This is a genomic window from Ralstonia sp. Ralssp135, from assembly GCF_047304345.1.
In the GTDB taxonomy this organism is placed as follows: Bacteria; Pseudomonadota; Gammaproteobacteria; order Burkholderiales; family Burkholderiaceae; genus Ralstonia; species Ralstonia chuxiongensis.
Map to the genome: position 1 here is coordinate 22,640 of NZ_JBGLYZ010000011.1, position 22,066 is coordinate 44,705.

The window sequence follows — 22,066 nt, forward strand, 5'->3', positions numbered from 1 at the left end:
ATGCGTAAAGGCATTATTCTGGCCGGTGGGTCTGGCACGCGGCTGTATCCGATTACTCGCTCGGTATCCAAGCAGTTGTTACCGGTCTACGACAAGCCAATGATCTACTATCCGCTATCCACGCTGATGCTGGCGGGGATACGGGATATTTTGATTATTTCAACGCATGACGACACGCCGCGTTTTGCAGAAATGCTCGGCGACGGCAGCAAGTGGGGGCTCAATCTTCAGTATGCTGTTCAGCCATCGCCTGATGGTTTGGCGCAGGCGTTTGTTATCGGTCGGAATTTTGTCGGTAACGATCCATCCACACTGATTCTGGGTGACAATATTTTTCACGGACACGATTTAGTCAGCCAACTGGCCCGTTCTGCTGCACAAACGCAGGGCGCGACGGTTTTTGCGTATCACGTTCACGATCCTGAGCGTTATGGGGTGGTGGAATTCGATAAGCAATTTCGGGCGCTGTCTCTTGAAGAAAAGCCGGAAAAGCCGCGCTCTCATTATGCGGTGACTGGATTGTACTTCTACGATAACCAAGTTTGCGACATTGCTGCGGAGATCAAACCGTCGGGCCGCGGTGAACTCGAGATTACCGATGTCAACAAACAGTATCTGGCACAGGGGCAGCTTGAAGTCGAAATCATGGGACGCGGATACGCGTGGCTTGATACTGGCACCCATGACTCTCTCTTGGAGGCAGCCAGCTTCATCGCAACGCTGCAGAATCGACAGGGCTTGATGGTGGCTTGTCCGGAAGAGATTGCCTATCGAAGCAAGTGGATTGATGCAGAACAATTAGAGGCACTGGCGAAGCCCCTGGCTAAGAATGGCTATGGTGCGTATCTGCGCCAAATTATTTCGGAGCCCGTGAAGTGAGTTTTAAGATCATCCCTACTGCACTGCCCGAAGTGCTCATTTTTGAGCCGCAGGTGTTCGGCGATAGCCGTGGTTTTTTCTATGAAAGCTTCAATTCCAAGGAATTCGAGCAAGCAACCGGGCTGAAGCGTAATTTTGTTCAAGATAACCATTCGCGCTCCGTGAGGAACGTGGTGCGTGGCCTTCATTATCAGATCCAGAATTCACAGGGGAAATTAGTCCGTGTTATAGCAGGAGATGTATTCGACGTAGCAGTCGACATGCGTCGCAGTTCCCCGAATTTCGGAAAATGGGTCGGTGTTTCCCTATCTTCGGGAAATAAGAGGCAGCTTTGGGTGCCTGAGGGGTTTGCGCATGGTTTTGTGGTTACCTCGGAAACGGCGGAATTTGTGTATAAAGTGACGGACTACTGGAGTCCAGAGCACGAGCGGAGTTTGATTTGGAATGATCCTCACGTTGGCATTGAGTGGCCGATTGAAGGGCAGCCAATACTTGCCGCGAAAGATGTGGCTGGGAAAAGTCTTGCCGAGGCAGATCTGTTTGATTAGCTACTATCTAGTCGAACGGTTTCGTCGGGTAAGCTACTCAAAAGCTACGTCGCTGCACATTGAATTTTGCCGTGATGCAGTTTTGGCAATGGTGTAACGCTCCTTTCCTATGCAGACATTTTCAATTGCTTTTGCGCTCTCGTTCCTCACTACGGTGATGGTGATACGTTATTCGAGCATGCATGCTCATATCACCGCGGATTGGGATCTGAAAGGGGTGCAGAAGTTTCATGCCCGACCTGTTCCGCGGGTTGGTGGTCTTGGTATCGTTCTGGCGCTAGTATGCGTCGGTATTGTAGTGTTGTTTCGCGAATCCAAAGTAGTTGGTGTGCCGCTTGCGTTGCTGCTTGGTAGCGCAGCCCCTGCGTTCATGGCCGGTTTCGTTGAGGATTTGACCAAACGTGTGAGCCCTAGAGAGAGGTTGCTCGCAACGATGATCTCGGCCATTCTCGCAGCGTACTTGCTTGATGCGCGAATTGTGCGCATTGATGTGCATTTTCTGGATATAGCACTCGCCATCCCATTGATTTCGGGGTTTATTACTGTCTTGGCGGTTGCGGGTGTAGCCAATGCAATTAACATCATCGATGGATTTAATGGGCTCGCTTCGATGGTCGCAATGATGATGTTTGTGTCGCTTGCGTACGTGGCTTTTCAAGTGGGTGATCCACTAATTGTTACTGTGTCGTTTGCCATGATCGGTGCGATTCTGGGGTTTTTTATATGGAATTTTCCGGCGGGCCACATTTTTCTAGGTGATGGCGGTGCTTACTTCATTGGATTCATGCTTGCTGAGTGCGGAATACTGCTCGTGCTGCGGAATCCTCATGTATCGGCGTGGTATCCGGTCTTAATGTTGATTTACCCGATATTTGAAACGTTATTTTCGATGTATCGACGGCGTGTATTGAAGGGAGTGCCTGCCGGCTATCCAGATGGTGTGCATCTTCACACGTTAATTTATCAGCGTCTGATGAGGTGGGCTGTGGGTAGTAAGGAGGAACGGCATATTTTGCGAAGAAATTCCATGACTTCACCTTATCTTTGGTTTCTGAGTCTCCTCGCAGTTTTGCCTGCGACGCTATTTTGGAATAATAGAGTTGTTTTGTTGGTATTTGTTGGGCTATTTATAGTTCTATACGTTAGATTGTATTGGAAGATTGTGCGGTTCCGATCTCCGCGGTGGATGATAATAAAGAAATAGGGAAGTTTGTCTCTTGTTTGAATTATCGACCGGTGCCGGATGCCACGGTATGCGATACGAGTTGTCTTTGTGAGCTGAATGAATTTCGGGAACGAGATTGGCTTTTTTATAGAAACTGACGAATCGTTGGCAAATTATTTGAAGTTTTCGACTATGGATAAACAACCTCCCATGATTCCGTTGGTAAAAGTAGCAATGCCGCCCCGGGATGTTTTGATGCCAGCGCTGGAGTCGGTGCTGTACGGTGGGATGATCGCGGAAGGTGAGCACGTATATCGCTTCGAAGCGGCATTTAGCGAGCTTTTCGGGCTGCCTAGCACCCTCGCAACGAGTAGCGGAACAGGTGCATTACACATCGCGTTTGAGCTTGCAGGCGCTGGCGTCGGCACCGAAATCATTACAACGTCGATGACCGCTGAGCCGACGAACACAACGATTCTGCAAACCGGTGCCGTTCCTGTGTTTGCCGACGTCAATCCGCGAACCGGCAACATCGATCCTGCTTCCGTGGAATCGCTCCTCACCGAACGTACCAAGGCCATTTGCGCTGTGCATTACGCGGGTTACCCAGTGGAACTTGGAGAGTTGCGCCAAGTTGCCGACCGCCATGGCGTTGTCTTGATTGAAGATTGTGCGCATGCGCTCGGCGCCCGCTTCAACGGGCGTTCTGTGGGCGCATTTGGCGACTCCGCCATTTTTTCGTTCCAGGCGATCAAGCATATGACGACGATCGATGGAGGCGCGCTGACGCTCAAAAACCAGGCTCAGATTCCGGATGCTAAGCGGCTTCGTTGGTTTGGCCTGACCAAAGGTGTGCCTCGTACCGAGGTGGACATTGTCCGCCCAGGGTACAAATACAATATGCACAATGTCGCTGGCCTACTGGGGCAACTGCAGCTGCAGGGCATCGACACGTTGTTGAATCGGCATATATCCAACGGCCGGTTTTACGACGAACGGTTTGCATCGGTGCCGGGCATCGCGCCCGCCGCTATTCCCGATGGTGCTGAGCCAACCTACTGGCTCTACACGCTACTTGCAGAAGACTCCGACGATGTTGAGCGTCGCCTCGCCAGCATCGGCGTGATGGCGTCGAAGTTGCATCGTCCTAATCACTATCATTCCGTCTTCGCACCATACCGCCGTCCGATGCCGGGCCTCGATGAGTTCTATCGCAAGCTGGTGCACATCCCTTGTGGCTGGTGGGTGAGCGATGAAGATAGAGAAAGAATCGTGGATGCCCTCGCTAAGGGTTAAGCATGTCGTCAACAGAAGTCTTTCGTCTCTTTGATGCTCGTCCCACGGCTGCGATGGATGCGGCGGCGTTGGGTGTGCTATCGACTGGCCAGATTGCTAGCGGGCCGCTTGTCGCGCAGTTCGAAGCGGCGTTTGCAGAGATGGTCGTCCGCAAATTTGCGGTGGCGACTGACAACATGACGAGCGCATTGGTGCTCGCGCTGCATTTGGCTGGCGTCGGAGATGGGGACGAAGTCGCGACCCTGGCGTACTCCTGTCTGTCATCCAATTCGGCGATTAAGCGAGTTGGTGCAACGCCAGTCTGGGTCGACATCGACCCGGAAACGGCGGGGATATCCTGTGATGATCTAGCGCGGGCTGTCACCGCAAGGACAAAGGCTGTCACGGTTTATCATGTAGCGGGCTACCCAGCCGCGATGCAGGAAATCACCCAATTCTGTCGGGCACGAGGTTTGGTGCTTATCGAGGATTGCAACGCTGCACTTGGTGCCGAAATTGACGGACGACCAGTGGGGTCATTCGGGGATTTCGCGGTCTATTCCTTCTATCCGAACCGTCAGGTCAACGCTCTTGATGGCGGCATGCTGTTCTGTCCTGATGAGGCCACAGCGCGGCGTGCGCGGCGACTGCGGCGCTTCGGCATCGATCTGGCCGGCTTTCGTGATGTGCGCGGTGAAATCGATCCCGCCGCAGACGTTCCCGAGATCGGTTGGTCGTCCGCAATGAGCAATTTGAACGCGGCCGTTGGTCTAGCCCATTTGGAAGGCTGGGATCTGCGCAAGGCGCGACTCCGCGAAAATGCCGCGTACCTGAAATCGATTATCGATTCACTATCTGGCGTTCGGGCCGTACGGTGCGTGAGTGACAGTCAATCAGGCTGGTGGGGATTTGCAGTGCTGAGCCACGAGCGGGATGAGAAACTCGCCATGCTGAAGTCTCTAGGAGTGCAGGCATCGGTCCTCCATCAGCGCAACGATGTCTACTCGGGCTTCGTTGCAACGTCGCGGCCGTTGCCAGGGACAGATCGGTTTCAATCCGAGGTCATCGTGTTGCCTTGTGGGCCCTGGCTCGATGCGCAAAGCATTGCTGCGTTGGGTTGCTGCCTTCAGTCCGTATGGTCGCCTCGATGAAACGCGTGCGGTCGATGGTCGCAGGGAAGCAGGCTGGCGCTGACGGCGCTGGGAATCTCGGGCGCAGCCTGATAGATATAGCCATGCTGTATGCGAGCAAGGCTGGTGCAGTGATCGTCGGCGTTCTGATCCTGCCCCAGTTCAACCGATTGCTAGGGCCAGAGCAGTTCGGCGTCGTGGCGGTCATTTTTTCCTTGCAGGCGCTATTGCTGATTCTCGACTTTGGTATGTCGACCATCGTCGGGCGCGACATCGCCGCAGACGACAGCTCACGACAGGCGTCGGTTGATATCTGGCGCTCGGCGGAAACAGTACTGAACGTCGCCTATGCGGCATTAGGCGTGGTGCTGATTAGCGTAGCTTCGCTGATGCGCGTCTCCCTTACGTTACCGCAGATGCTTCTGACCGCGGTGTTGCTATGGGCCCTTACGCAACAGAACGTCGCAACGTCAGCACTCCTGGCGAAGCGCCGCTATCTGGACACCGGCATCATTCAATTGGCCGGTGTGTTGGTGCGAGGGGTGGGAACGCTAGCGGCAATGAAGATTATTGGGGTCTCGTTAGACGTATTTCTGATTTCGCAGTGCGTGCTGGCGCTTGCGCAGTATCTGGTGAGCTGGGTGCATTGCAACAAAGTCCTCTCAATTGACGGTGTGGTCGGCCGCGTCACGCTCGAAGGCTGCCGGAGGCTGTTTCTTCGCGGCAAGCCCTTGATGCTATTTGGCCTGGCAGGGGCGGCGGTCATGCAACTCGATAAGCCCATCGTCTCGACGTTCATGTCACCGGCGGAATTGGGACCATATTACTTGGCGATGGTGTTGTGCCTTACACCGATTTCGACGCTTGCCGGGCCGGTAATGCAGTTCTTTCAGCCACGGCTCGTCAATGCTATCCATGAGCGGGACGACGTACGTGCGGGACAAGTGCTTCAGCGCTACGCAACGATCGTCGTGTTGGCCACCATTTTGCCGACAGGGATCCTGTGGCTGTTTCGAGGCCCGCTTGTCCAACTTTGGCTGCTCCACGGCACGGGAGCACCTCAGGTCATTGAATATGCCGGCATCCTGTTGCCGGGTATCGCAATCGGCGCATTGGGATATGTGCCTTACGTGCTATTGGTCGCCCATCAGGACTTCCGATTCCAGGCCGTTGCTTCGACCGTTATGACGGTCATTACTTTGGGTCTCGCGCTGGCCGCCGCCTCTCGCAGCAGCATGATTGGCGTGTGCTGGGTGTATGCGTGCTACCACTCCGTGTCGACGCTGGTTTCATGGACTAGATGCCTAGTGCTTGCGCGAGGGGACAGAACACGATATGTCGAACGCAACGCGGTGTGGACTGCGCTCTGGGTTTTAGTCGGAGGCGGGGCAGTGATTGCCGTGTACGCGTTGATGCACGCGGTCTAACAATTATTTTTGAAAAGTCGTTACTACCATGCTTAAAGACAAAGTCTTGATGATCACGGGGGGGACCGGATCGTTCGGGAACACCGTTTTGAACCGTTTCCTGAAAAGCGATGTGAAGGAAATCGTCATTTTCAGTCGGGATGAAAAGAAGCAGGAAGATATGCGCATCGCTTTGCGCAGCCCGAAAGTCCGCTTCTGCATCGGCGACGTGCGCAACTACGACTCCATTGCGCAAGCGATGGTAGGTGTCGATTTCGTCTTCCACGCCGCCGCATTGAAACAAGTACCGTCGTGCGAATTCTTCCCAATGGAAGCCATGCGTACCAACGTACTTGGGACTGAGAACGTGCTGAACGCTGCGATCGCCAATAGCGTGCAGCGTGTAGTGCTGTTGAGCACCGACAAGGCGGTGTATCCGATCAACGCTATGGGCATTTCCAAGGCAATGGCGGAAAAGGTCCTGGTTGCCAAGGCGCGTACGGTGAGGGAGGGCGGTCCCGTTTTGTGTGCGACGCGCTATGGCAACGTCATGGCGTCGCGTGGTTCAGTGATTCCTCTGTTCATGGAGAAGATTCGCGCTGGCCAGCCGATGCGCGTCACGGATCCGAACATGACGCGCTTCCTGATGTCGTTGGAGGACTCTGTCGATCTGGTTCTCCATGCATTCCAGCGCGGAAATCAGGGAGACATCTTTGTTCAGAAGGCACCCGCTAGCACCATTGGTGACCTCGCTGTCGCGCTTAACAAGATGTTTGGTACGACAGTTCCGACAGAAGTGATTGGTACTCGTCACGGCGAGAAGCTGTACGAAACGCTGGTCTCACGTGAAGAGATGGCAAAGGCAGAGGATGCAGGCCGGTACTATCGTGTACCGGCGGACAACCGCGACCTGAACTATGAGCTCTTCATTTCGGAAGGTTCGCCGAGCGCCAACGTGGTGGATGACTACACGTCGCACAATACGGAGCGGCTGTCTGTCGACGAAATCATCAAGTTGCTGCTGACGCTGCCAGAAGTGTGTGAGAACTTGCGCCAAGTCGGTCGTCTAGATGAACTTATGAAGGAGTGAGGTCTTATATGCGCCCGCTTCTTTCGATTGTCATTCCGAGCAGCAATCGGCAGCACTATCTGGCTTCTGTCATCGAGACGTTGTTGCGAGTTACGCAAGCCGAGGTGATCGTTCGTGACAATAGCGATCAGCCTCTGAGCGAAGCAGCACTGGCACCTCTGCAAATGAACTCGCGGCTGACCTATGCTCACGACGCGACCAAGATCAGTGTGGTCGATAACTTCGAGCGTGCGCTTGCCATGGCCAGCGGCGAATACCTGATGTTTATCGGCGATGATGATTGCGTGGGGCCGTGCGTGGAGGAAATTGCGGCGTGGGCGAAGGTCAACGATATCGATGCGATCGTCTCCTACACGGATCGATTTATTGCGAATTACTTTTGGCCGGGCGTGCGTTCCAAGTACTTTGCGGATGGCTATGCAGGCAAGCTTTTTATTTCGCCAAGCTCTGGCCGAGTGGAAAATTTGGATGCAATGAGCACCATCGTGTCTGCTGCCAATCGGCCGGGAGGGGGGTTGCGCAATATGCCCCGCGCCTATCACGGGCTGATTAGCCGTCGAGTCGTTGATCGAGTCATCGAAAAGAACGGGCACCTGTTTGGCGGCGTGAGTCCGGACATCTACAGTGCGGTCATGTTGAGCGCGGAGGCGCGTCAAGCTGTGCGTATCGACTATCCGTTTGTCATCCCGGGAGCGTCGGCGCAAAGTACGGCAGGTGAAGGGGCCGCTCGTCAAGACCAAGATGATTTGCGCGCCCGCGACCATATTAAGCGTTTCGGTCCTGGATTGATCTGGGAAGATCGTGTACCGGAATTTTACTCTCCGGAGAACGTTTGGACGTACTCGTTACAGCGCGCATTGAGCGATAGGGAGCTCGTCGGTTGCCCTGTCAATTACCCTCGACTGTACGCCAAGCTGTACTTCCAATATCCGGCCCGTCGTGATGCGATCAAGCAGAGCGCGAAGCTGTGGATTTCACAGAACGGGTATCTTAGGTTCGGACTCGGCGCACTGCGCGGAGCCTATGCAGAGGTGCTGCTGCAATTTCGCCGCGTGTGGTTCCGCTTCGGTACGCCGCCTACGGAGATTGGGGGACTGGAGACAGTGGGCGCCGCGTATGACGCCCTCAGTAAGGCCGTGCCCATGTGGCAGCCGCCGAAGCCATGAGTAGGCCTGGAGCGGGCGCCGTGCCGTCGGGTCTGCACGATGCTAGTCGACTAACGCTGCTGATATTGTGTCTAGTGGTAGTGCTTCCGAGTGCCGTCATGACGATATTCGGCGCAACTTCGATGGCGTTAGGGATTGCGCTGACTGCTGTGATTCTGATTTCTCACGGCGTGATTGAGTTGTACTTCGGTACACAGATGTCTCGGCGACGTTTGGCGCGATGGATTCTCGTGACGACGGGCTTCGTACTCGTGCTAACCGCACAGAGCTTGATCGCATCAGCATACGGAGATGAACAGGATACGCAACGTCTATTCGGGAGTCTGGCATTGCTACTCTTGATCTGGGGAGCATCCGGAATTTTCGCGGCGCGCTTGTCTACTTGCAACGATCGTTCAGTAGATCGGTTGGTGACGTGGGGCCTTTGGTTTCTGGCGGTCAACGCTGCGTTGGGCTTGTCTGGGGTCATTGTGGTCACACACGCCTCGTTTAAGGCCTGCGGCGTTTTTTCGGAGCCGTCGCACCTTGCTATGGCATCAGCGCCGCTTCTGCTCTATGCGACCGCTCGACGGGTGCGGCGCTGCGAACTAGTTCTGGCGAGCTTCTTCTTGTGGGGCTTATTGATTCAGAATCTGACCATGCTGGTAGTGGTGATTCTTGCCGTGCTTCCGCTGATTCGCCTCAGATTAAAAGCGTTGCTGATGCTGGGCGTTTTTGTCGCTATGGTAGCCGTGATACTCGGGCAATCAGAACCGGCGATCGAATATTTTCGCGATCGGCTAGTGATTGACCGGAGTACAGACAATCTGTCTGTTCTCGTCCTACTGCGTGGTTGGGAGTATGCGCTTCAAGCCATCGATATTTCGCGTGGCTGGGGGCTCGGATTCCAACAATTCGGTGTCACGTATATCGGTGGTGATGTTCTCGCCAAGCTGCAGGCGCAAGGTCTCGGGGACCAGAACCTGTTGGACGGCGGAACGGCGGCAGCAAAAATCGTTGGTGAACTGGGCTATATTGGCATCATTATTTTGGCACTGTATGTCCTATTTGCAGCGAAATGCATGTGCGACATGCGGGCTTCTGAAGGCGAAACGCCGCATTGGCGCACGTTTCTGCAGGCCGGGGTCGTCGGTGTGTCCGTCGAAATGTTTGTTCGCGGCGCCGGTTATTTCACCCCCGGCTTCTTTATCTTGTTCGCCGCGATTTCGGCTGCAGTGATAGGGTTAAAGAGGGTCAACACGTGAGCATCAGAAAGAAGCTAGTGATCTCAGGCGTCAATTTGACGGAAGGAGGGACGCTTACTGTTTTTCGCGAGTGTCTTGCCGCAGCGGAACAGTGCCTTTCGGATAATTGGGATATCGTCGCCATTGTCCACGACGAGGCATTGTTTAAATCTCAGCGGACGAAGTTTTTAGCGTTTAAGGAGATTAAGCGAAGCTGGTTTTCGCGCTTGAAATTCGAATTCTTTGATTGCCGAAAAATTGCTCAGGATCTCGCCCCCGATTTTTGGCTATCAATCCACGATGTGACCCCACGCATCGGTGGGGTACCTCAGGCAACATACTTCCATAATGCGGCGGCGTTTTATCGTATGAGCATGAAGGATGTGTACTACGAGCCGAAGCTTCTGCTGTTCTCGCTGTTCTATCGCTACGCTTGCGCGATAAACGTCAAAAGCAATCGCTATATGATTGCGCAACAGGTTTCGCTGCGCAAAAAGCTTAATGAATATTACGGTGATGGCGCTGTCATCGTGGCATACCCAACTCCCGATGTGCTTGCTGGCGTTTGCAAGAAGCAGCGGGCGACGCGGTATATTTATCCGGCTTTACCACGTCCGTTCAAGAATATTGAACTGGTGTTGGAAGCATGGCGGATACTGGAGACAATGGAGGGCTGGCGAGGTGAGCTGGTTCTTACGATTGACGGTACCGAAAATCGCTATGCGCAAATGCTCCACCGGAAATACGGGGGGCTACGCGGTGTCATATTCGCAGGGCGATTGTCTGCTACAGAGATGGCCAATGCCTACGAATCGTCGGATTGTCTTGTGTTCGCCTCCAAGGCCGAGACATGGGGTCTGCCGTTGACCGAAGCAAAGCGCTACGGACTGGCGATTCTGGCGGCCGATCTACCTTACGCGCACGAATCTGTGGGGGTGTACGACGGCGCATCGTTCTTCGATGTCACTGACAGTAATGCGTTGGCACAACAAATGTATCAACTCTCGCAAGGGCGGCTCCAGTTCGACGAATGTATTGCCGGGCGCCCGGCGGATCCATTTGCGGAGAATTGGAATCAGCTTTTTGACATCCTACTGGAAAAGACGGCCGCGGAGTCTGGTAGTGCTTTTGTTGATATGGTTGGCTAACTCATTGCGCGTGCATCGGTGACGACTCGAGGAGCGTTTAATGCGGTCGTCGTTCCTCGTGTCCTCTCGCGTGCAACGGCCTAACTATGCAGAATCAGCGTTCCCTGCTTTGCAGGTAGACATGCTGGAGGGCAGTGAAGCAAAGGTTCCAGAGTTTTTCCTTTTTTTAATTCTATTCCCGCATATATAGCGAAGTGAAAACGTTGGCGATCACCATTTCCGTTGTAAGTCATGGCCAGGCTGATTTGCTGGCACCTCTTCTCGATCAACTCAGGCTGGCGGCAGCGGTGGTGCCGATGCAAGTGATCGTAACGCTTAATTTGCCAGAGGAGCAGCCAGCCGCAGCATCTGCTCCTGGGTTTGAATTGGAGTGGATCGCAAACTCGGCACCACAAGGGTTCGCCGAGAATCACAACGCTGCTTTTAAGCATTGTAGAACGAAGTTCTTTTGTGTCCTTAACCCAGATGTCCGGCTTGGCGTCGACAGCTTGTCTCCACTAGTCGCTTGCCTAACCCGCTTGCCAGGGGTTGCAGGACCGCGTGTAGTCTCGGAGCACGGCGATATAGAGGACAGCGCTCGGAGAGTGCCGGGGCCACTCCGTTTGCTTGCGCGCTGGTGGCATCGCCGCTTCGAGCCTGACTATTCTCCGATGGTGGGTGAGCAAACGGTCGATTGGTTGGCCGGCATGTGCCTTATGTTCGATATCGATAGCTATCGTGTGGTCGGAGGATTCGATGAAAAGTACCATCTCTACTGTGAAGACATTGACATTTGTTTGAAAATGCATTTGGCTTCGCGGCATGTGACGTGGGTGCAGGACGCCGTCGTGGTTCATGATGCCCAGCGCACGAGCCACCGCAAATTACGCTATCTGATCTGGCATATTGGCAGTCTATTGAAATTATTTACCGCTGCCGACTACTGGCGCTTCCGATTCCTAAGTGAGCGCGCTCAAGGGTAACGGCGCACCACCTTAATAGTCCCGGGAAATTTGGGAAGGCGCGCCGTATTCACATGTCGGTTCTATGGGGCCTGCTTGCCGTGATCGATACAGGATATTTGCAACTATCAGGCTCGATAGCTGACAACGCTGACTTTCTTATTTCACGATGCTCGGCAAGTCGGGGTGCTTAACGTTGATTCTTCGCGGGCATCATAAAATGAAGGGTGTATTCTCAGTTGATGAATTGGATGAGCTTGGCGTCAATGCCAAGGCATCGGCAAGGCGACGGCAACATCGGAACGTTCACGCCAGCTACTCGGAAAAAATTCAGCGGTTGTTCAACGCAATCTGTGCCGACAGCTACATCCGGCCGCATCGACATACGCTGGATCCTCGCAATGAGAGCTTGGTCGCAGTGCGAGGAGAGTTCGCTGCAATTACATTCGCGGACGATGGGAGGATCGCAGACGTCGTCCGATTTGCGACGGAGGCTCATTGGGCAGGCGATGCTCGCGTAACCGTTGGGATTGAACTCAGCCCGGAAACTTGGCACACGGTCGTGGCACTCTCCGATACCGCTATTCTCTTCGAAGTGAAGGAAGGGCCGTTTGAGCCGACCATCGCGAAGGAGTATGCGCCTTGGGCTCCAGAAGAGGGAGATGGCGGCGTCGCCGCATACCTACAATGGCTGAAAGATCAAGTCTTCGCCCGACTGTCTGGCAGGGGTGCATAAAGTGTCAACTCAAGGCGTGAGTGCCAAGCGTAGCATCCCTTAGATGCGTTTGAGCAATGGGATATACGGCAGGCAAAGCTTATCCTTGCTCGCCAGCCTGTTGATCATTCTCTGGGAGCCCACGGCGAACTCAAAGCCGACCCCGTGGCTTTCCAGATTGGTGTAAATGTCCGAGTTCGCGGGTGCATTCAGATTCCAGTTGTCAGGCAGAATTTGCTCGATAATCTGAAATACAGCGTCCTAATTGCCACTCCACGCTGCCAGTGTGTAGCCCTGATTTGTTTGCAGCACGGTAATTGAAGCAGTGTCATTGCTGAACAAAAGAACGCGCTTAGCAAAAGCGGGAATGCCAAGAGGGGAGATGTCATCGATTCTGAGCCCGGACAGATCATGGCAAAACGGATGCCCCGTACGATGTTCCGCACGTTTCCAGACGTTGCCGTACCAGTCCTCGCTGTCTACTGCAAACCCGTGCTTTACGTATACGTCGGGCTTGTTTGTCCAGAGTACCAGCATGTCGAAAGACTTGTCCTTGCCCACTTCGATTGCGGTGGAGACGAGATCATGGCCCACCCCGTTGCCCCGTAATGCTTCGTTAACACAAACAAACCCCACCAAGCCGAGTTTTTTGTTGTCGGCCAGAGTCTCTTCCTTGATCAACAGTGTGGCGACTGCTGGTGCGTGCTCTGGTCCACGACCAGGCTTGATCAGGATTGACGTTACGCCAGCTTTCTCGTCGATCCAGGGATAGTGCGTAGTCAGGTCGGTGCTTCCTCTCCCTCTGGATTTGAAGAACACTTCCCAGGTCAGCTGCCCTGGCAGCTAAGGGTACCCCTTCCTGTACGGAGTATTGCCACGGTTCGTTCACGTGCCCCTTCATCCCCATTCCTTGTTCCATTATGTACCCTAACCAACCGTGCTTCTGCCTGGAGTATGGTCTTGGGTATCTCGAACACATCCATCTTCCATTTCAGGAAGTCGATTCAAAGCTATTTCTCGGCAATACCGAGCCCGCCATATCGGCTAATACTTTGGTCGATGAGTATTTTCAAGTTCCGGTAAATGAACAGCGTTCCGGCTCATGATGGCCGTTTTTAGCGGCAGCTGCGGTGTCTAATTTAGGACTGTGGGGTTTGGGGCGTTCTCTTTTAACAGGATCAGTCCTGCCCCAATGATCAAGCCCAAAACAGCGCCAGCGACAACAAAAATCGCAACACCTGGGGTGCTTGACTCAGCAGGAACATACGCTGGCCCCATCGCTGCTGTTGGATAGCTTCGCAAGGGACCTAGGGCATCTTGATAGGCGGTCACTTGCTGTCGCAGCGTAAGAATCTGCGCGTTGAGCAGCGCAGCGGTATTGGAAGCGAGAACGTCGCGCGCACTACCGCCTCCACCGTTCTCGGATGAGGTAGCTGCTTTCAACACCCGGTCTATCCGGTCGTAGTCGTGCTGCGCGGCGGCGAGCTTTGCCTGCACGTTCGCCAGATTGCTTTGCATCACATTGATTGCTTGCTCGAACAACTTGCGATGGGTTGCTAAGAAGGTTTTCAGTGCAGCATCTAATGCCGCTGAAGCCCCCTCCCGTGAATAGGCCGAAACCTGGACATTGATCACGCTCTGGCTACGGCCGGCCGTGGCTTTCAATGAATTAAAGATAAGGTTGGCGTCCCTGTTGCCGGAATCTGGAGCAGGGAGTCCGAGTTCGCCGAGCACCTGAAGGCGGGAGCTTGGCAAGTTGTAGCGTTCGGTTGCGGTCAACTGATTTTCGATAGGTTGAGGCGCAGAGGTACCGTCTCCCGGCGCAGGAATGGCCACTTGTCCGATCTGGATTGCCATCGTGGCGGTCCAGCGCGGATGAATGATCCAAGTCGCCAAGAGCCCAGCACCCGCGCCGACCATGCCTACGATGAGAAGCGTTTTGAACGAGTTGATAAGAAGGCGTATTAGATCCGACATGGAAAGTGACGTGTCCGCGTTCGCAGTGGGCATAAGTGGTACTTCGAGTGACTTCGACTCGTGATTGTAGCCTGCCTTTCAGAGCGCTCTCCTCGACATTACGAGCCCCGTCCCAAAGCTTGCATACTTGCATGACTGCTCTCCACAATCGCACCGGACACAAAAATGCGAGGCCATGTGCTGGGGTAGAGATGTCAAGCATTTACAATGTCACTCATCTTCCGCTTAGCGCATGCCACCATTCTTCATGCCCACCCTCGCCACCACCATCTTCAAAGCCTACGACATCCGCGGCATCGTCGGAAAAACCGTCGATGCTGACATCGCACGCCTGATCGGCCGTGCCTTCGGCTCCGCAGCGCGCGCCAAGGGCGAATCCGCCGTCGTCATCGGCCGCGACGGTCGCCTGTCCGGCCCTGAGCTGCTGGCAGCGCTGGCTGACGGCCTGCGCGCGAGCGGCGTCGATGTGATCGATCTGGGTCTTGTCGCCACGCCGATGGTCTACTTCGGCACGAACATTGAGCTGGCTGGCCGTCGCGCCACGTCGGGCGTGATGGTCACGGGCAGCCACAACCCGCCGGACTACAACGGCTTCAAGATGGTGCTAGCAGGCCAGGCCATCTATGGCGACCAAATCCAAGCGCTGCGCACGCGCATCGAGCAGAGTGATTTCACTGAGGGCGCAGGCGACTACGTTCAAGTGGATATCCGCCAACAGTACATCGACCGAATCGTCTCGGACGTCAAGCTGAGCCGCCCGATGAAGATTGCGGTGGACTGTGGTAACGGCGTGGCAGGTGCTTTTGCGCCAGAGCTGTTCCGCGCGATGGGTTGCGAGGTGACGGAGCTGTTCTGCGAGGTGGATGGCCATTTCCCGAACCACCATCCGGACCCGGCCCACGTCGAGAACCTGCAGGACCTCGTGCGCACGCTGCAAACGACCGACTGCGAACTCGGCCTCGCGTTCGATGGCGATGGCGACCGCCTGGGCGTGGTCACCAAGGACGGTCAGGTGATCTTCCCCGACCGCCAGTTGATGCTGTTCGCGCAGGAAGTGCTGTCGCGCAATCCAGGCGGTGAGATCATCTTCGATGTGAAGTGCACGGGCAAGCTGGCGCCGTTTATTCGTGAGCACGGCGGCAAGGCGACGATGTGGAAGACCGGCCATTCGCTGGTCAAGGCCAAGCTGAAGGAAACGGGCGCACCGCTGGCCGGCGAGATGAGCGGCCACATCTTCTTCAAGGACCGCTGGTACGGCTTTGACGATGGGCTTTACACGGGCGCGCGCCTGCTGGAGATCGTCTCGCGCTTGGCGGATCCGAGCGCCACGCTCAACGCGCTGCCGAATTCGCACTGCACGCCTGAGCTGCAACTGAAGTGTGCAGAGGGTGAGTCTTTTGAGCTGCTCGACAAGATAAAGGCCAACGCCACGTTTGCAGGCGCGAAGGAAGTCAATCGCATCGATGGCGTGCGCGTGGAATACGAAGATGGCTTTGGCTTGGCGCGCCCGTCCAACACCACGCCGGTGGTGGTGATGCGTTTCGAGGCCGACAACGATGCCGCGATGGCGCGCATCCAGGGCGAATTCCGCCGCGTGATCCTGGCCGAGAAGCCGGACGCGCAACTGCCGTTCTGATCGCACGGTTCACACTCATGAAGTTGGGGGAAAGGGTGACGGCATGCGTGTGCTGATCGTCAAGGTATCGTCGCTTGGCGATGTGGTGCATTGCACGCCGGTCGTGGCCGATATTCTGAGGGCCTATCCGGATGCCGAGATCGACTGGGTAATTGAAGAAGGCTTCGCAGGGATCGTCCGCATCGTGCGGGGCGTGCAGGGTGTGATTCCGTTTGCGCTGCGGCGTTGGCGCAAGTCGCCTGGTTCCGGGAAAACGTGGACCGAGATGGCGGCGTTCCGTCGCGCGTTGCGTGCCAAGTCGTATGACGCGGTGCTCGACACGCAGGGGCTCATCAAGACCGCGCTGATTGCCGCGCAGGCCAAATTGGCGCCGAACGGGTTTGTTGCCGGACTTGGCAATCGCACGGACGGTGCCGGTTACGAACCGCTCGCCAAGCTCTTCTATCAACGCAAGGTTGAGATGGAGCCGCGCGTGCACGTGGTTGAGCGCTCGCGCCGCATGGTGGCGGAGGCACTCGGTTACGCGCTGCCCGATACCATCGATTTCGGTTTGCAGCCGCCGGCCGACTTGCCGTTCAAGCTGCCACGTCCGTACGTGGCGCTGGTGCATGCGACTTCGCGTGCCGACAAGGGGTGGCCGCAGACGGCGTGGGTTGATGTCGCACGTGAGTTGCTTGCGCGTGACTACGCCATCGCGCTGCCGTGGGGTAGCGAGTCCGAGCGGCGCACGAGTGAATCCATCCGCGAAGCCATCGTCGCTGCGGCGCCGGGCATGGTGGGGCGCGTGGTGATTCCGCCGCGCATGTCGCTGCCGGATGTGACGGCGTTTCTCGATCAGGCGACTGCGGTGGTGGGTGTGGACACCGGTCTTGTGCACATTGCCGCCGCGCTGTGCAAGCCGACCGTAGCGCTCTACAACTTCACCACGTCCTGGCGCACGGGCGGTTATTGGACGCCCAATGTGCACGACCTCGGCAGCGCCGAGGCCCATCCCACCAGCGCGCAAGCGCTTGATGCGCTGCGTGCGCTGGGTGTGCTCTGATGCTGCGTATTCTGTATCGCTGGTTGTGGCGCATCGCGCTGCCGTTCGCGCTGCTGCGCCTGTGGTGGCGGGGCCGCAAGGAGCCCGGTTATCGCCAGCACGTGGGCGAGCGGCTTGGCTTCTATCCGCCACGCCCGAATCCGGATCGTCCGTTGCTGTGGGTGCATGCCGTATCCGTTGGTGAGACGCGCGCCGCGCAGCCGCTCATCGACGCGCTGCTCGCGCGCTTTCCGCACCACGCGGTCCTGCTGACTCATATGACGCCCACGGGCCGCCGCACTGGTGCCGAATTTGCGGCGCAACGTAACGGCCGTGTCATCCAGGCCTACCTGCCGTACGACTTGCCGAGTGCTGTCGATCGGTTTCTGCGTCATTTCCAGCCGCGCCTTGGTTTGCTGATGGAGACCGAGATTTGGCCGGTGCTGATTGAGCGCGCCTATTCGGCTGGCGTGCCGATGGTGCTCGTCAACGGACGCCTGTCTGCCCGCAGCCACCGGCGTACCGCACGCCTTGGCGATGCAGCGCGCCAGACGTACGCGCAACTGGCCGCAGTGCTGGCGCAGACGCCTGACGATGCTGATCGCTACCGCTCGCTCGGCGTGCCGCGCGTGCGCGTCACCGGCAATCTGAAGTTCGACATCACGCCGCATGTGGACCAGATCATGGCCGGCCGCGTGCTGCAGGATGCGCTACGTGGCCGATCGGCATGGGTGGCGGCCAGCACGCGTGAGGGCGAAGAGGCGTTGCTGGTAGACGCTTGGCAAGCGCACCGCGCGCAGCATGTGGGGCGCCGGCATGCCTTGCTGATTCTCGTGCCGCGTCATCCCCAGCGTTTTGATGAAGTCGCCCAGGCGGCCGAACGTGCAGGTTTGCGCGTCGTGCGTCGCAGCGCACTGTCGGTGTCTGCGGCTGGCGTTGCGGACGCCAATGCACTTGCAGATGCAGACGTCCTGCTCGGGGACTCAATGGGCGAGATGGCGTTGTATTACGCGGCCGGGGAAGTGGCGTTTATCGGGGGCAGCTTGCTTCCGCTTGGCGGGCAGAATTTGATCGAGGCCTGCGCAGTCGGCACGCCCGTGGTCATCGGTCCGCACACATTCAACTTTGCCCAGGCGACACGCGATGCAGTGGCCGCGGGTGCCTGCAAGCAGGTGGAAGACGCTGCTGCGGTGATACATGTGATCGACGCTTGGCTGTCGGATGCTGATGCGCGCGAAGCCGCGTCACGCGCCGCGCTGGCCTTCGCCGCCACGCACGGCGGTGCGACGGCCCGGACGGTGGAGGCGGTGGCGTCTTTGGTGTTGCCGACGCTGTAACGTAAGGCACGTTCGGCACGAAAAGTGCGAACTCATGGCGAGCCGCGCAGACTAACGGCTCTTCATGTGGTTTGCATTCCATCATCGTTTACGACCCGCTCATGTCTCAACCGAATCGTCCCAAGCCGAGCCTGCTGCAAACGCCGCGCCGCGTGGTGCTGACCGCCATGGCGTTGGCCGCAGTAACCGCCGCCACCATCATCGGTGCCGGCTGCATGACGCCAACGCCTTCATCCGCGCCCGCTGCGGCGGCTCCCGTAGCCGCGTCAGCGCCGGCCGCTCAAACCAAACAAACACCCGCTAGCGCAGCGCCCAATCCGGGCCAGGCGACGCTCGCGCAAGCGCAGGGCGAAGGCCGCTCGCGTTTCGTGCTCGTGCGTTGGCAAGAGTCGGGCGCCGCGCCCAAGGAATTGCCTTCCGCCGAGGGCGACGACGCCGACCCGGCGGCGCAACCGATCTCAATCGAATTCAGTGGTGGCCTGGAGGCGGCCAACGGTGTGGTGTCCGGCTACTCGGGCTGCAATCGGTTCTCGGGGCCGTACGAGAAGCTCGCTTCGGGCATGCGCTTCGGCAACCTGGTGTCGACGCGCATGGCGTGCGACCCGGCGCGTATGGAACTGGAGACCGCGTTCCTGGAGGCGCTCAAATCGCCCCTGGCGACCGTCGGTATGCAGCCCTCGGCCAACGGCAAGCAGGGCCGCCAAGTCATCTGGAAGACCACGAGCGGCGCGTTGCTGCAGTTTGCCGAGCGGCCGCTGCCGCCGCGCGGCCAGACACACTAATCAGCGTTTGGCCGATTTGCCGGCACGTTTCGCCAGCTCGGGTTTGGCGCTTGCCGGTGGCAATGCGGTGATATCGCTCGAACCGTTGGCCGTGAGCAGCGTGTTCACCTGGATCACGTCTGCCTCACTCAACGAGCCGGCGGCAGATTTCAGCCGTAGCCCGTTGACGATGGTGTCGTAACGCGCGCGTGCCAGATCGCGCCGCGCCTGAAAGAGCTGCGCCTGCGAATTCAGCACGTCGGTGCCGATGCGCACGCCCACCCCGTAGGCGAGCTGGTTGGAGTCGTACGCTGTGCGCGCCGACAACTCGGCCGCTTCCAACGCTTTGACCTGCGCCAGCCCTGCGATTACGCCGATGTACGCTTGCCGTGCGCCCTGCTCGGCAGAGCGGCGGGCAAATTCGAGGTCGTTTGCGGCCTTGGTTTCCAACGCAATGTTTTCACGCACGCGTGACTGGATCGCACCGCCCGCAAAGATCGGAATCGACACCTGCACGCCAATCTGTGAACTGTCAAAGCGCGCACCGCCTGGCAGCGAGGGCAGGTATTGGTTACCGCTGGCATTGGTGTGGCCGGTCTGCGCCACCAGATCGACCGAGGGCAGATGGCCTGCGGTCGCCTTCTTCACATCGCGCTCTGCGCTTTGCAGGTTGTACTGCGCCAGCGCGACTTGCAGGTTGCTGCTGCGCGCTTGGTCCACCCAAGGCTCTGCTGAAGCCGGTTCAGGCTGGGGGATCGTGACGCCCGGACGCACGCCGGCCAGCGTGCCAACGGGCTCCCCGATGATCTGCTTGAGCGCCGATTGCTTGATCTCAAAGTCGCTGCGTGCGGCGATGACGCTGGCGTCGATGGCATCGCGGCGGGCCTGTGCGTCGTTTGCGTCGGTGATGTTGGCGTTGCCGACATCGAAGTTGCGTCGCGCTTGTTCGTACTGCTGCTGGATCGCATCGCGCTGCGCGGTGGCGAGCTGCAACGTGTCCTGCGCGTTGAGCACGTCAAAGTAGGCCTGCGCCGTACGCGTAATGAGATCGAGCTGCGCTTGCGCCAGCGAGGCCTCGGCGGCCTGCGCGGCAATTTCGCCTTGCTTGTAGGTTTCCCAGCGGTCCCAGCGGAAAAGCGGCTGCGACAGCGACAGCGTCCAGCCTGTCGACGAGAACGTCTTGTTGAATTCGGCCGGAGCGGTTTGATCGAAGATGATGCGCGTGGAACTCCAGGCGCCGCCAATCTGCGGCAGCAAACCGGCGCGGCCTTGCGTGAGCTTTTCGCGTTGCGCGAGCGACTGCGCACGGGCCGATGCGAATTGCGGATCGTTGGCTAGCGCGGCGCGGTAGGCAGAAAGGAGATCTGTCGCAGCCGGCGTGTTCGGTTGGGACTGCGCCCACGCGAACATCGGCATCATCGAACAGCACAGCACAACAAGCGAACCGCGCGCGGCCATCCGCGTACGGCTACTGCGAGCAACAGTCATAAAGCCCCCGAGCGAGGAAAACGTTCGGAAGGCAGCGCGGGCGCGTCAGGGCCTGTTCAGGGTCCGTCGGTGGTGAACAGGTTTTTGCCCGGCGGCGGCTTCCCCAATCAGTACGTCGCCATCTGCGGGTCCACCTGGTTAGCCCAGGCATGGACGCCGCCTTGCAGGTTGTAGACACGCGCGGCATCAAAGCCACCCTGCGTGATCAGATACTGCGCAACCTGCGCGCTGCGTCCGCCGTGGTGGCAGATGCAGACGATGTCTTGGTCAGCATTCAGCTCGCTGGCACGCGCCGGGATCTGGTCCATCGGAATGTGCGTAATGCCGGGAATGGCACAGATTTCCAACTCCTCCATCCAGCGCACGTCGAGCAGGACGGGCTTCGCGCGCGATGCGTCGGCGAGCCATTGAGCGAGGGCGGTGGGAGCGAGCTGTTGCATGATGATTGGGGAGCCGAGGTGGATCAGAAGCGGAAGAGCGACGGTGCGGGAACGCCCACCAGCGGCGTCACGTAGGTCTCGAACAGGTTGCGCGTCTGATATTCGGTGTTGGAGATGCGCGTGATCAGCTGTGCTTCCATGACCGGCGCGCCGCCCACGAAGATCGACAGGCGACCACCCACCTTGAGCTGCTTGAGCAGCGCTTCCGGCACGGCAGGCACCGAGCCCGATACGCAGATGACGTCATAGAGGCCATCGCCCCAGCCTTGTGCGCCGCTGGCTTCGATTACGTCGACGTTGGTTACGCTATTGCGCGAGAGATTGTCGCGGGCAAAGGAGACGAGCTCCGGCACGATGTCGAGCGTGGTGACCTGGCGGCCGCGATGGGCCAGCAGGGCGGCCATGTAGCCGGAGCCTGCACCCACTTCCAGCACGTCTTCATGCTTGCGCACAGCCAGTTCTTGCAGGACGCGGGCTTCCACGCGCGGAGCCAGCATGTTCTGGCCGCCGGCCAGCGGGATTTCCATGTCGACGAAGGCCAACGCGCGGTAGGCCTCCGGCACGTAGTGTTCGCGCTTGACGACGCTGAGCAGGTCGAGAACGTCGGTATCGAGCACGTCCCAAGGACGGATTTGCTGCTCGATCATGTTGAACCGGGATTTTTCGATGTCCATGGGCATGCCTTCCACGCGGAGCGAGTGATGCAAATGAGGGTTTGAC

General features: G+C 57.6%; 21 protein-coding genes. 16 read left to right on the top strand and 5 right to left on the bottom strand.

The window, feature by feature from the left end:
• The 12 genes from rfbA to ACCD03_RS10345 all read left to right on the top strand — a co-directional run bounded on the left by rfbA (position 1) and on the right by ACCD03_RS10345 (position 12,707).
• Positions 1-879, top strand: coding sequence for a glucose-1-phosphate thymidylyltransferase RfbA (rfbA, locus tag ACCD03_RS10290; protein WP_325652543.1), 879 nt, complete (start codon positions 1-3; stop codon positions 877-879).
• The gene (rfbC, locus tag ACCD03_RS10295) at positions 876-1,427 is read left to right on the top strand and encodes a dTDP-4-dehydrorhamnose 3,5-epimerase (RefSeq protein WP_325652545.1); all 552 of its coding nucleotides are present in this window, start codon (positions 876-878) and stop codon (positions 1,425-1,427) included. The genes rfbA and rfbC overlap by 4 nt, the downstream gene beginning before the upstream one ends.
• A gap of 109 nt (positions 1,428-1,536) precedes the next feature.
• Positions 1,537-2,631, top strand: coding sequence for a glycosyltransferase (locus tag ACCD03_RS10300; protein ID WP_325652547.1), 1,095 nt, complete (start codon positions 1,537-1,539; stop codon positions 2,629-2,631).
• 78 nt (positions 2,632-2,709) lie between these two features.
• Positions 2,710-3,888: a DegT/DnrJ/EryC1/StrS family aminotransferase gene (locus ACCD03_RS10305; RefSeq protein ID WP_325652549.1), complete on the top strand. Its 1,179-nt coding sequence runs from the start codon at positions 2,710-2,712 to the stop codon at positions 3,886-3,888.
• 2 nt (positions 3,889-3,890) lie between these two features.
• A complete protein-coding gene (locus tag ACCD03_RS10310; protein WP_325652551.1) occupies positions 3,891-5,018 on the top strand; it encodes a DegT/DnrJ/EryC1/StrS family aminotransferase in 1,128 nt (375 codons plus the stop codon).
• A complete protein-coding gene (locus ACCD03_RS10315; RefSeq protein WP_325652553.1) occupies positions 5,003-6,424 on the top strand; it encodes a lipopolysaccharide biosynthesis protein in 1,422 nt (473 codons plus the stop codon). The genes ACCD03_RS10310 and ACCD03_RS10315 overlap by 16 nt, the downstream gene beginning before the upstream one ends.
• A gap of 28 nt (positions 6,425-6,452) precedes the next feature.
• Complete coding sequence (locus ACCD03_RS10320; protein WP_325652555.1) at positions 6,453-7,493, top strand: polysaccharide biosynthesis protein; 1,041 nt, start codon at positions 6,453-6,455, stop codon at positions 7,491-7,493.
• Between the two features lie 8 nt (positions 7,494-7,501).
• The gene (locus ACCD03_RS10325; RefSeq protein ID WP_325652557.1) at positions 7,502-8,659 is read left to right on the top strand and encodes a glycosyltransferase; all 1,158 of its coding nucleotides are present in this window, start codon (positions 7,502-7,504) and stop codon (positions 8,657-8,659) included.
• Between the two features lie 98 nt (positions 8,660-8,757).
• Positions 8,758-9,903 (top strand): hypothetical protein, encoded by a 1,146-nt coding sequence (locus ACCD03_RS10330; protein ID WP_413411477.1) that lies wholly within the window; start codon positions 8,758-8,760, stop codon positions 9,901-9,903.
• The gene (locus ACCD03_RS10335; protein ID WP_325652561.1) at positions 9,900-11,030 is read left to right on the top strand and encodes a glycosyltransferase; all 1,131 of its coding nucleotides are present in this window, start codon (positions 9,900-9,902) and stop codon (positions 11,028-11,030) included. Before ACCD03_RS10330 ends, ACCD03_RS10335 begins: the two co-directional genes overlap by 4 nt.
• A 203-nt stretch (positions 11,031-11,233) precedes the next feature.
• The gene (locus tag ACCD03_RS10340; RefSeq protein WP_413411478.1) at positions 11,234-11,992 is read left to right on the top strand and encodes a glycosyltransferase family 2 protein; all 759 of its coding nucleotides are present in this window, start codon (positions 11,234-11,236) and stop codon (positions 11,990-11,992) included.
• 148 nt (positions 11,993-12,140) lie between these two features.
• Positions 12,141-12,707 (top strand): WbuC family cupin fold metalloprotein, encoded by a 567-nt coding sequence (locus ACCD03_RS10345; protein WP_325652565.1) that lies wholly within the window; start codon positions 12,141-12,143, stop codon positions 12,705-12,707.
• Between the two features lie 240 nt (positions 12,708-12,947).
• Here ACCD03_RS10345 and ACCD03_RS10350 read toward each other — a convergent pair whose 3' ends face one another.
• Together ACCD03_RS10350 and ACCD03_RS10355 are read right to left on the bottom strand one after the other, a co-directional pair.
• Positions 12,948-13,505, bottom strand: coding sequence for a GNAT family N-acetyltransferase (locus ACCD03_RS10350; protein ID WP_325652567.1), 558 nt, complete (start codon positions 13,503-13,505; stop codon positions 12,948-12,950).
• A 315-nt stretch (positions 13,506-13,820) separates the two neighbouring features.
• Entirely contained in the window at positions 13,821-14,543 is a 723-nt protein-coding gene (locus ACCD03_RS10355) for a hypothetical protein (RefSeq protein ID WP_413411480.1), read from the bottom strand.
• Between the two features lie 367 nt (positions 14,544-14,910).
• On the opposite strand from ACCD03_RS10355, the gene ACCD03_RS10360 reads away from it, so the two are divergent.
• The 4 genes from ACCD03_RS10360 to ACCD03_RS10375 all read left to right on the top strand — a co-directional run bounded on the left by ACCD03_RS10360 (position 14,911) and on the right by ACCD03_RS10375 (position 19,439).
• Positions 14,911-16,299: a phosphomannomutase/phosphoglucomutase gene (locus tag ACCD03_RS10360; RefSeq protein WP_325652571.1), complete on the top strand. Its 1,389-nt coding sequence runs from the start codon at positions 14,911-14,913 to the stop codon at positions 16,297-16,299.
• A gap of 43 nt (positions 16,300-16,342) precedes the next feature.
• Positions 16,343-17,341 (top strand): lipopolysaccharide heptosyltransferase I, encoded by a 999-nt coding sequence (gene waaC, locus ACCD03_RS10365; RefSeq protein ID WP_325652573.1) that lies wholly within the window; start codon positions 16,343-16,345, stop codon positions 17,339-17,341.
• Entirely contained in the window at positions 17,341-18,657 is a 1,317-nt protein-coding gene (waaA, locus tag ACCD03_RS10370) for a lipid IV(A) 3-deoxy-D-manno-octulosonic acid transferase (protein WP_325652575.1), read from the top strand. The genes waaC and waaA overlap by 1 nt, the downstream gene beginning before the upstream one ends.
• A 101-nt stretch (positions 18,658-18,758) precedes the next feature.
• On the top strand, positions 18,759-19,439 hold the full coding sequence (locus tag ACCD03_RS10375; RefSeq protein WP_325652577.1) for an META domain-containing protein: 681 nt from the start codon (positions 18,759-18,761) through the stop codon (positions 19,437-19,439).
• On the opposite strand, the gene ACCD03_RS10380 is transcribed toward ACCD03_RS10375, so the two are convergent.
• From ACCD03_RS10380 to ACCD03_RS10390, 3 genes are all read right to left on the bottom strand, one after another.
• Positions 19,440-20,876 (bottom strand): TolC family outer membrane protein, encoded by a 1,437-nt coding sequence (locus ACCD03_RS10380; protein WP_045204620.1) that lies wholly within the window; start codon positions 20,874-20,876, stop codon positions 19,440-19,442.
• Between the two features lie 137 nt (positions 20,877-21,013).
• Positions 21,014-21,346 (bottom strand): rhodanese-like domain-containing protein, encoded by a 333-nt coding sequence (locus ACCD03_RS10385; protein WP_253536571.1) that lies wholly within the window; start codon positions 21,344-21,346, stop codon positions 21,014-21,016.
• Between the two features lie 23 nt (positions 21,347-21,369).
• Positions 21,370-22,020, bottom strand: a complete 651-nt coding sequence (locus ACCD03_RS10390) for a protein-L-isoaspartate O-methyltransferase family protein (protein WP_253536572.1) — start codon at positions 22,018-22,020, stop codon at positions 21,370-21,372.
• Positions 22,021-22,066: the final 46 nt, after the last annotated feature.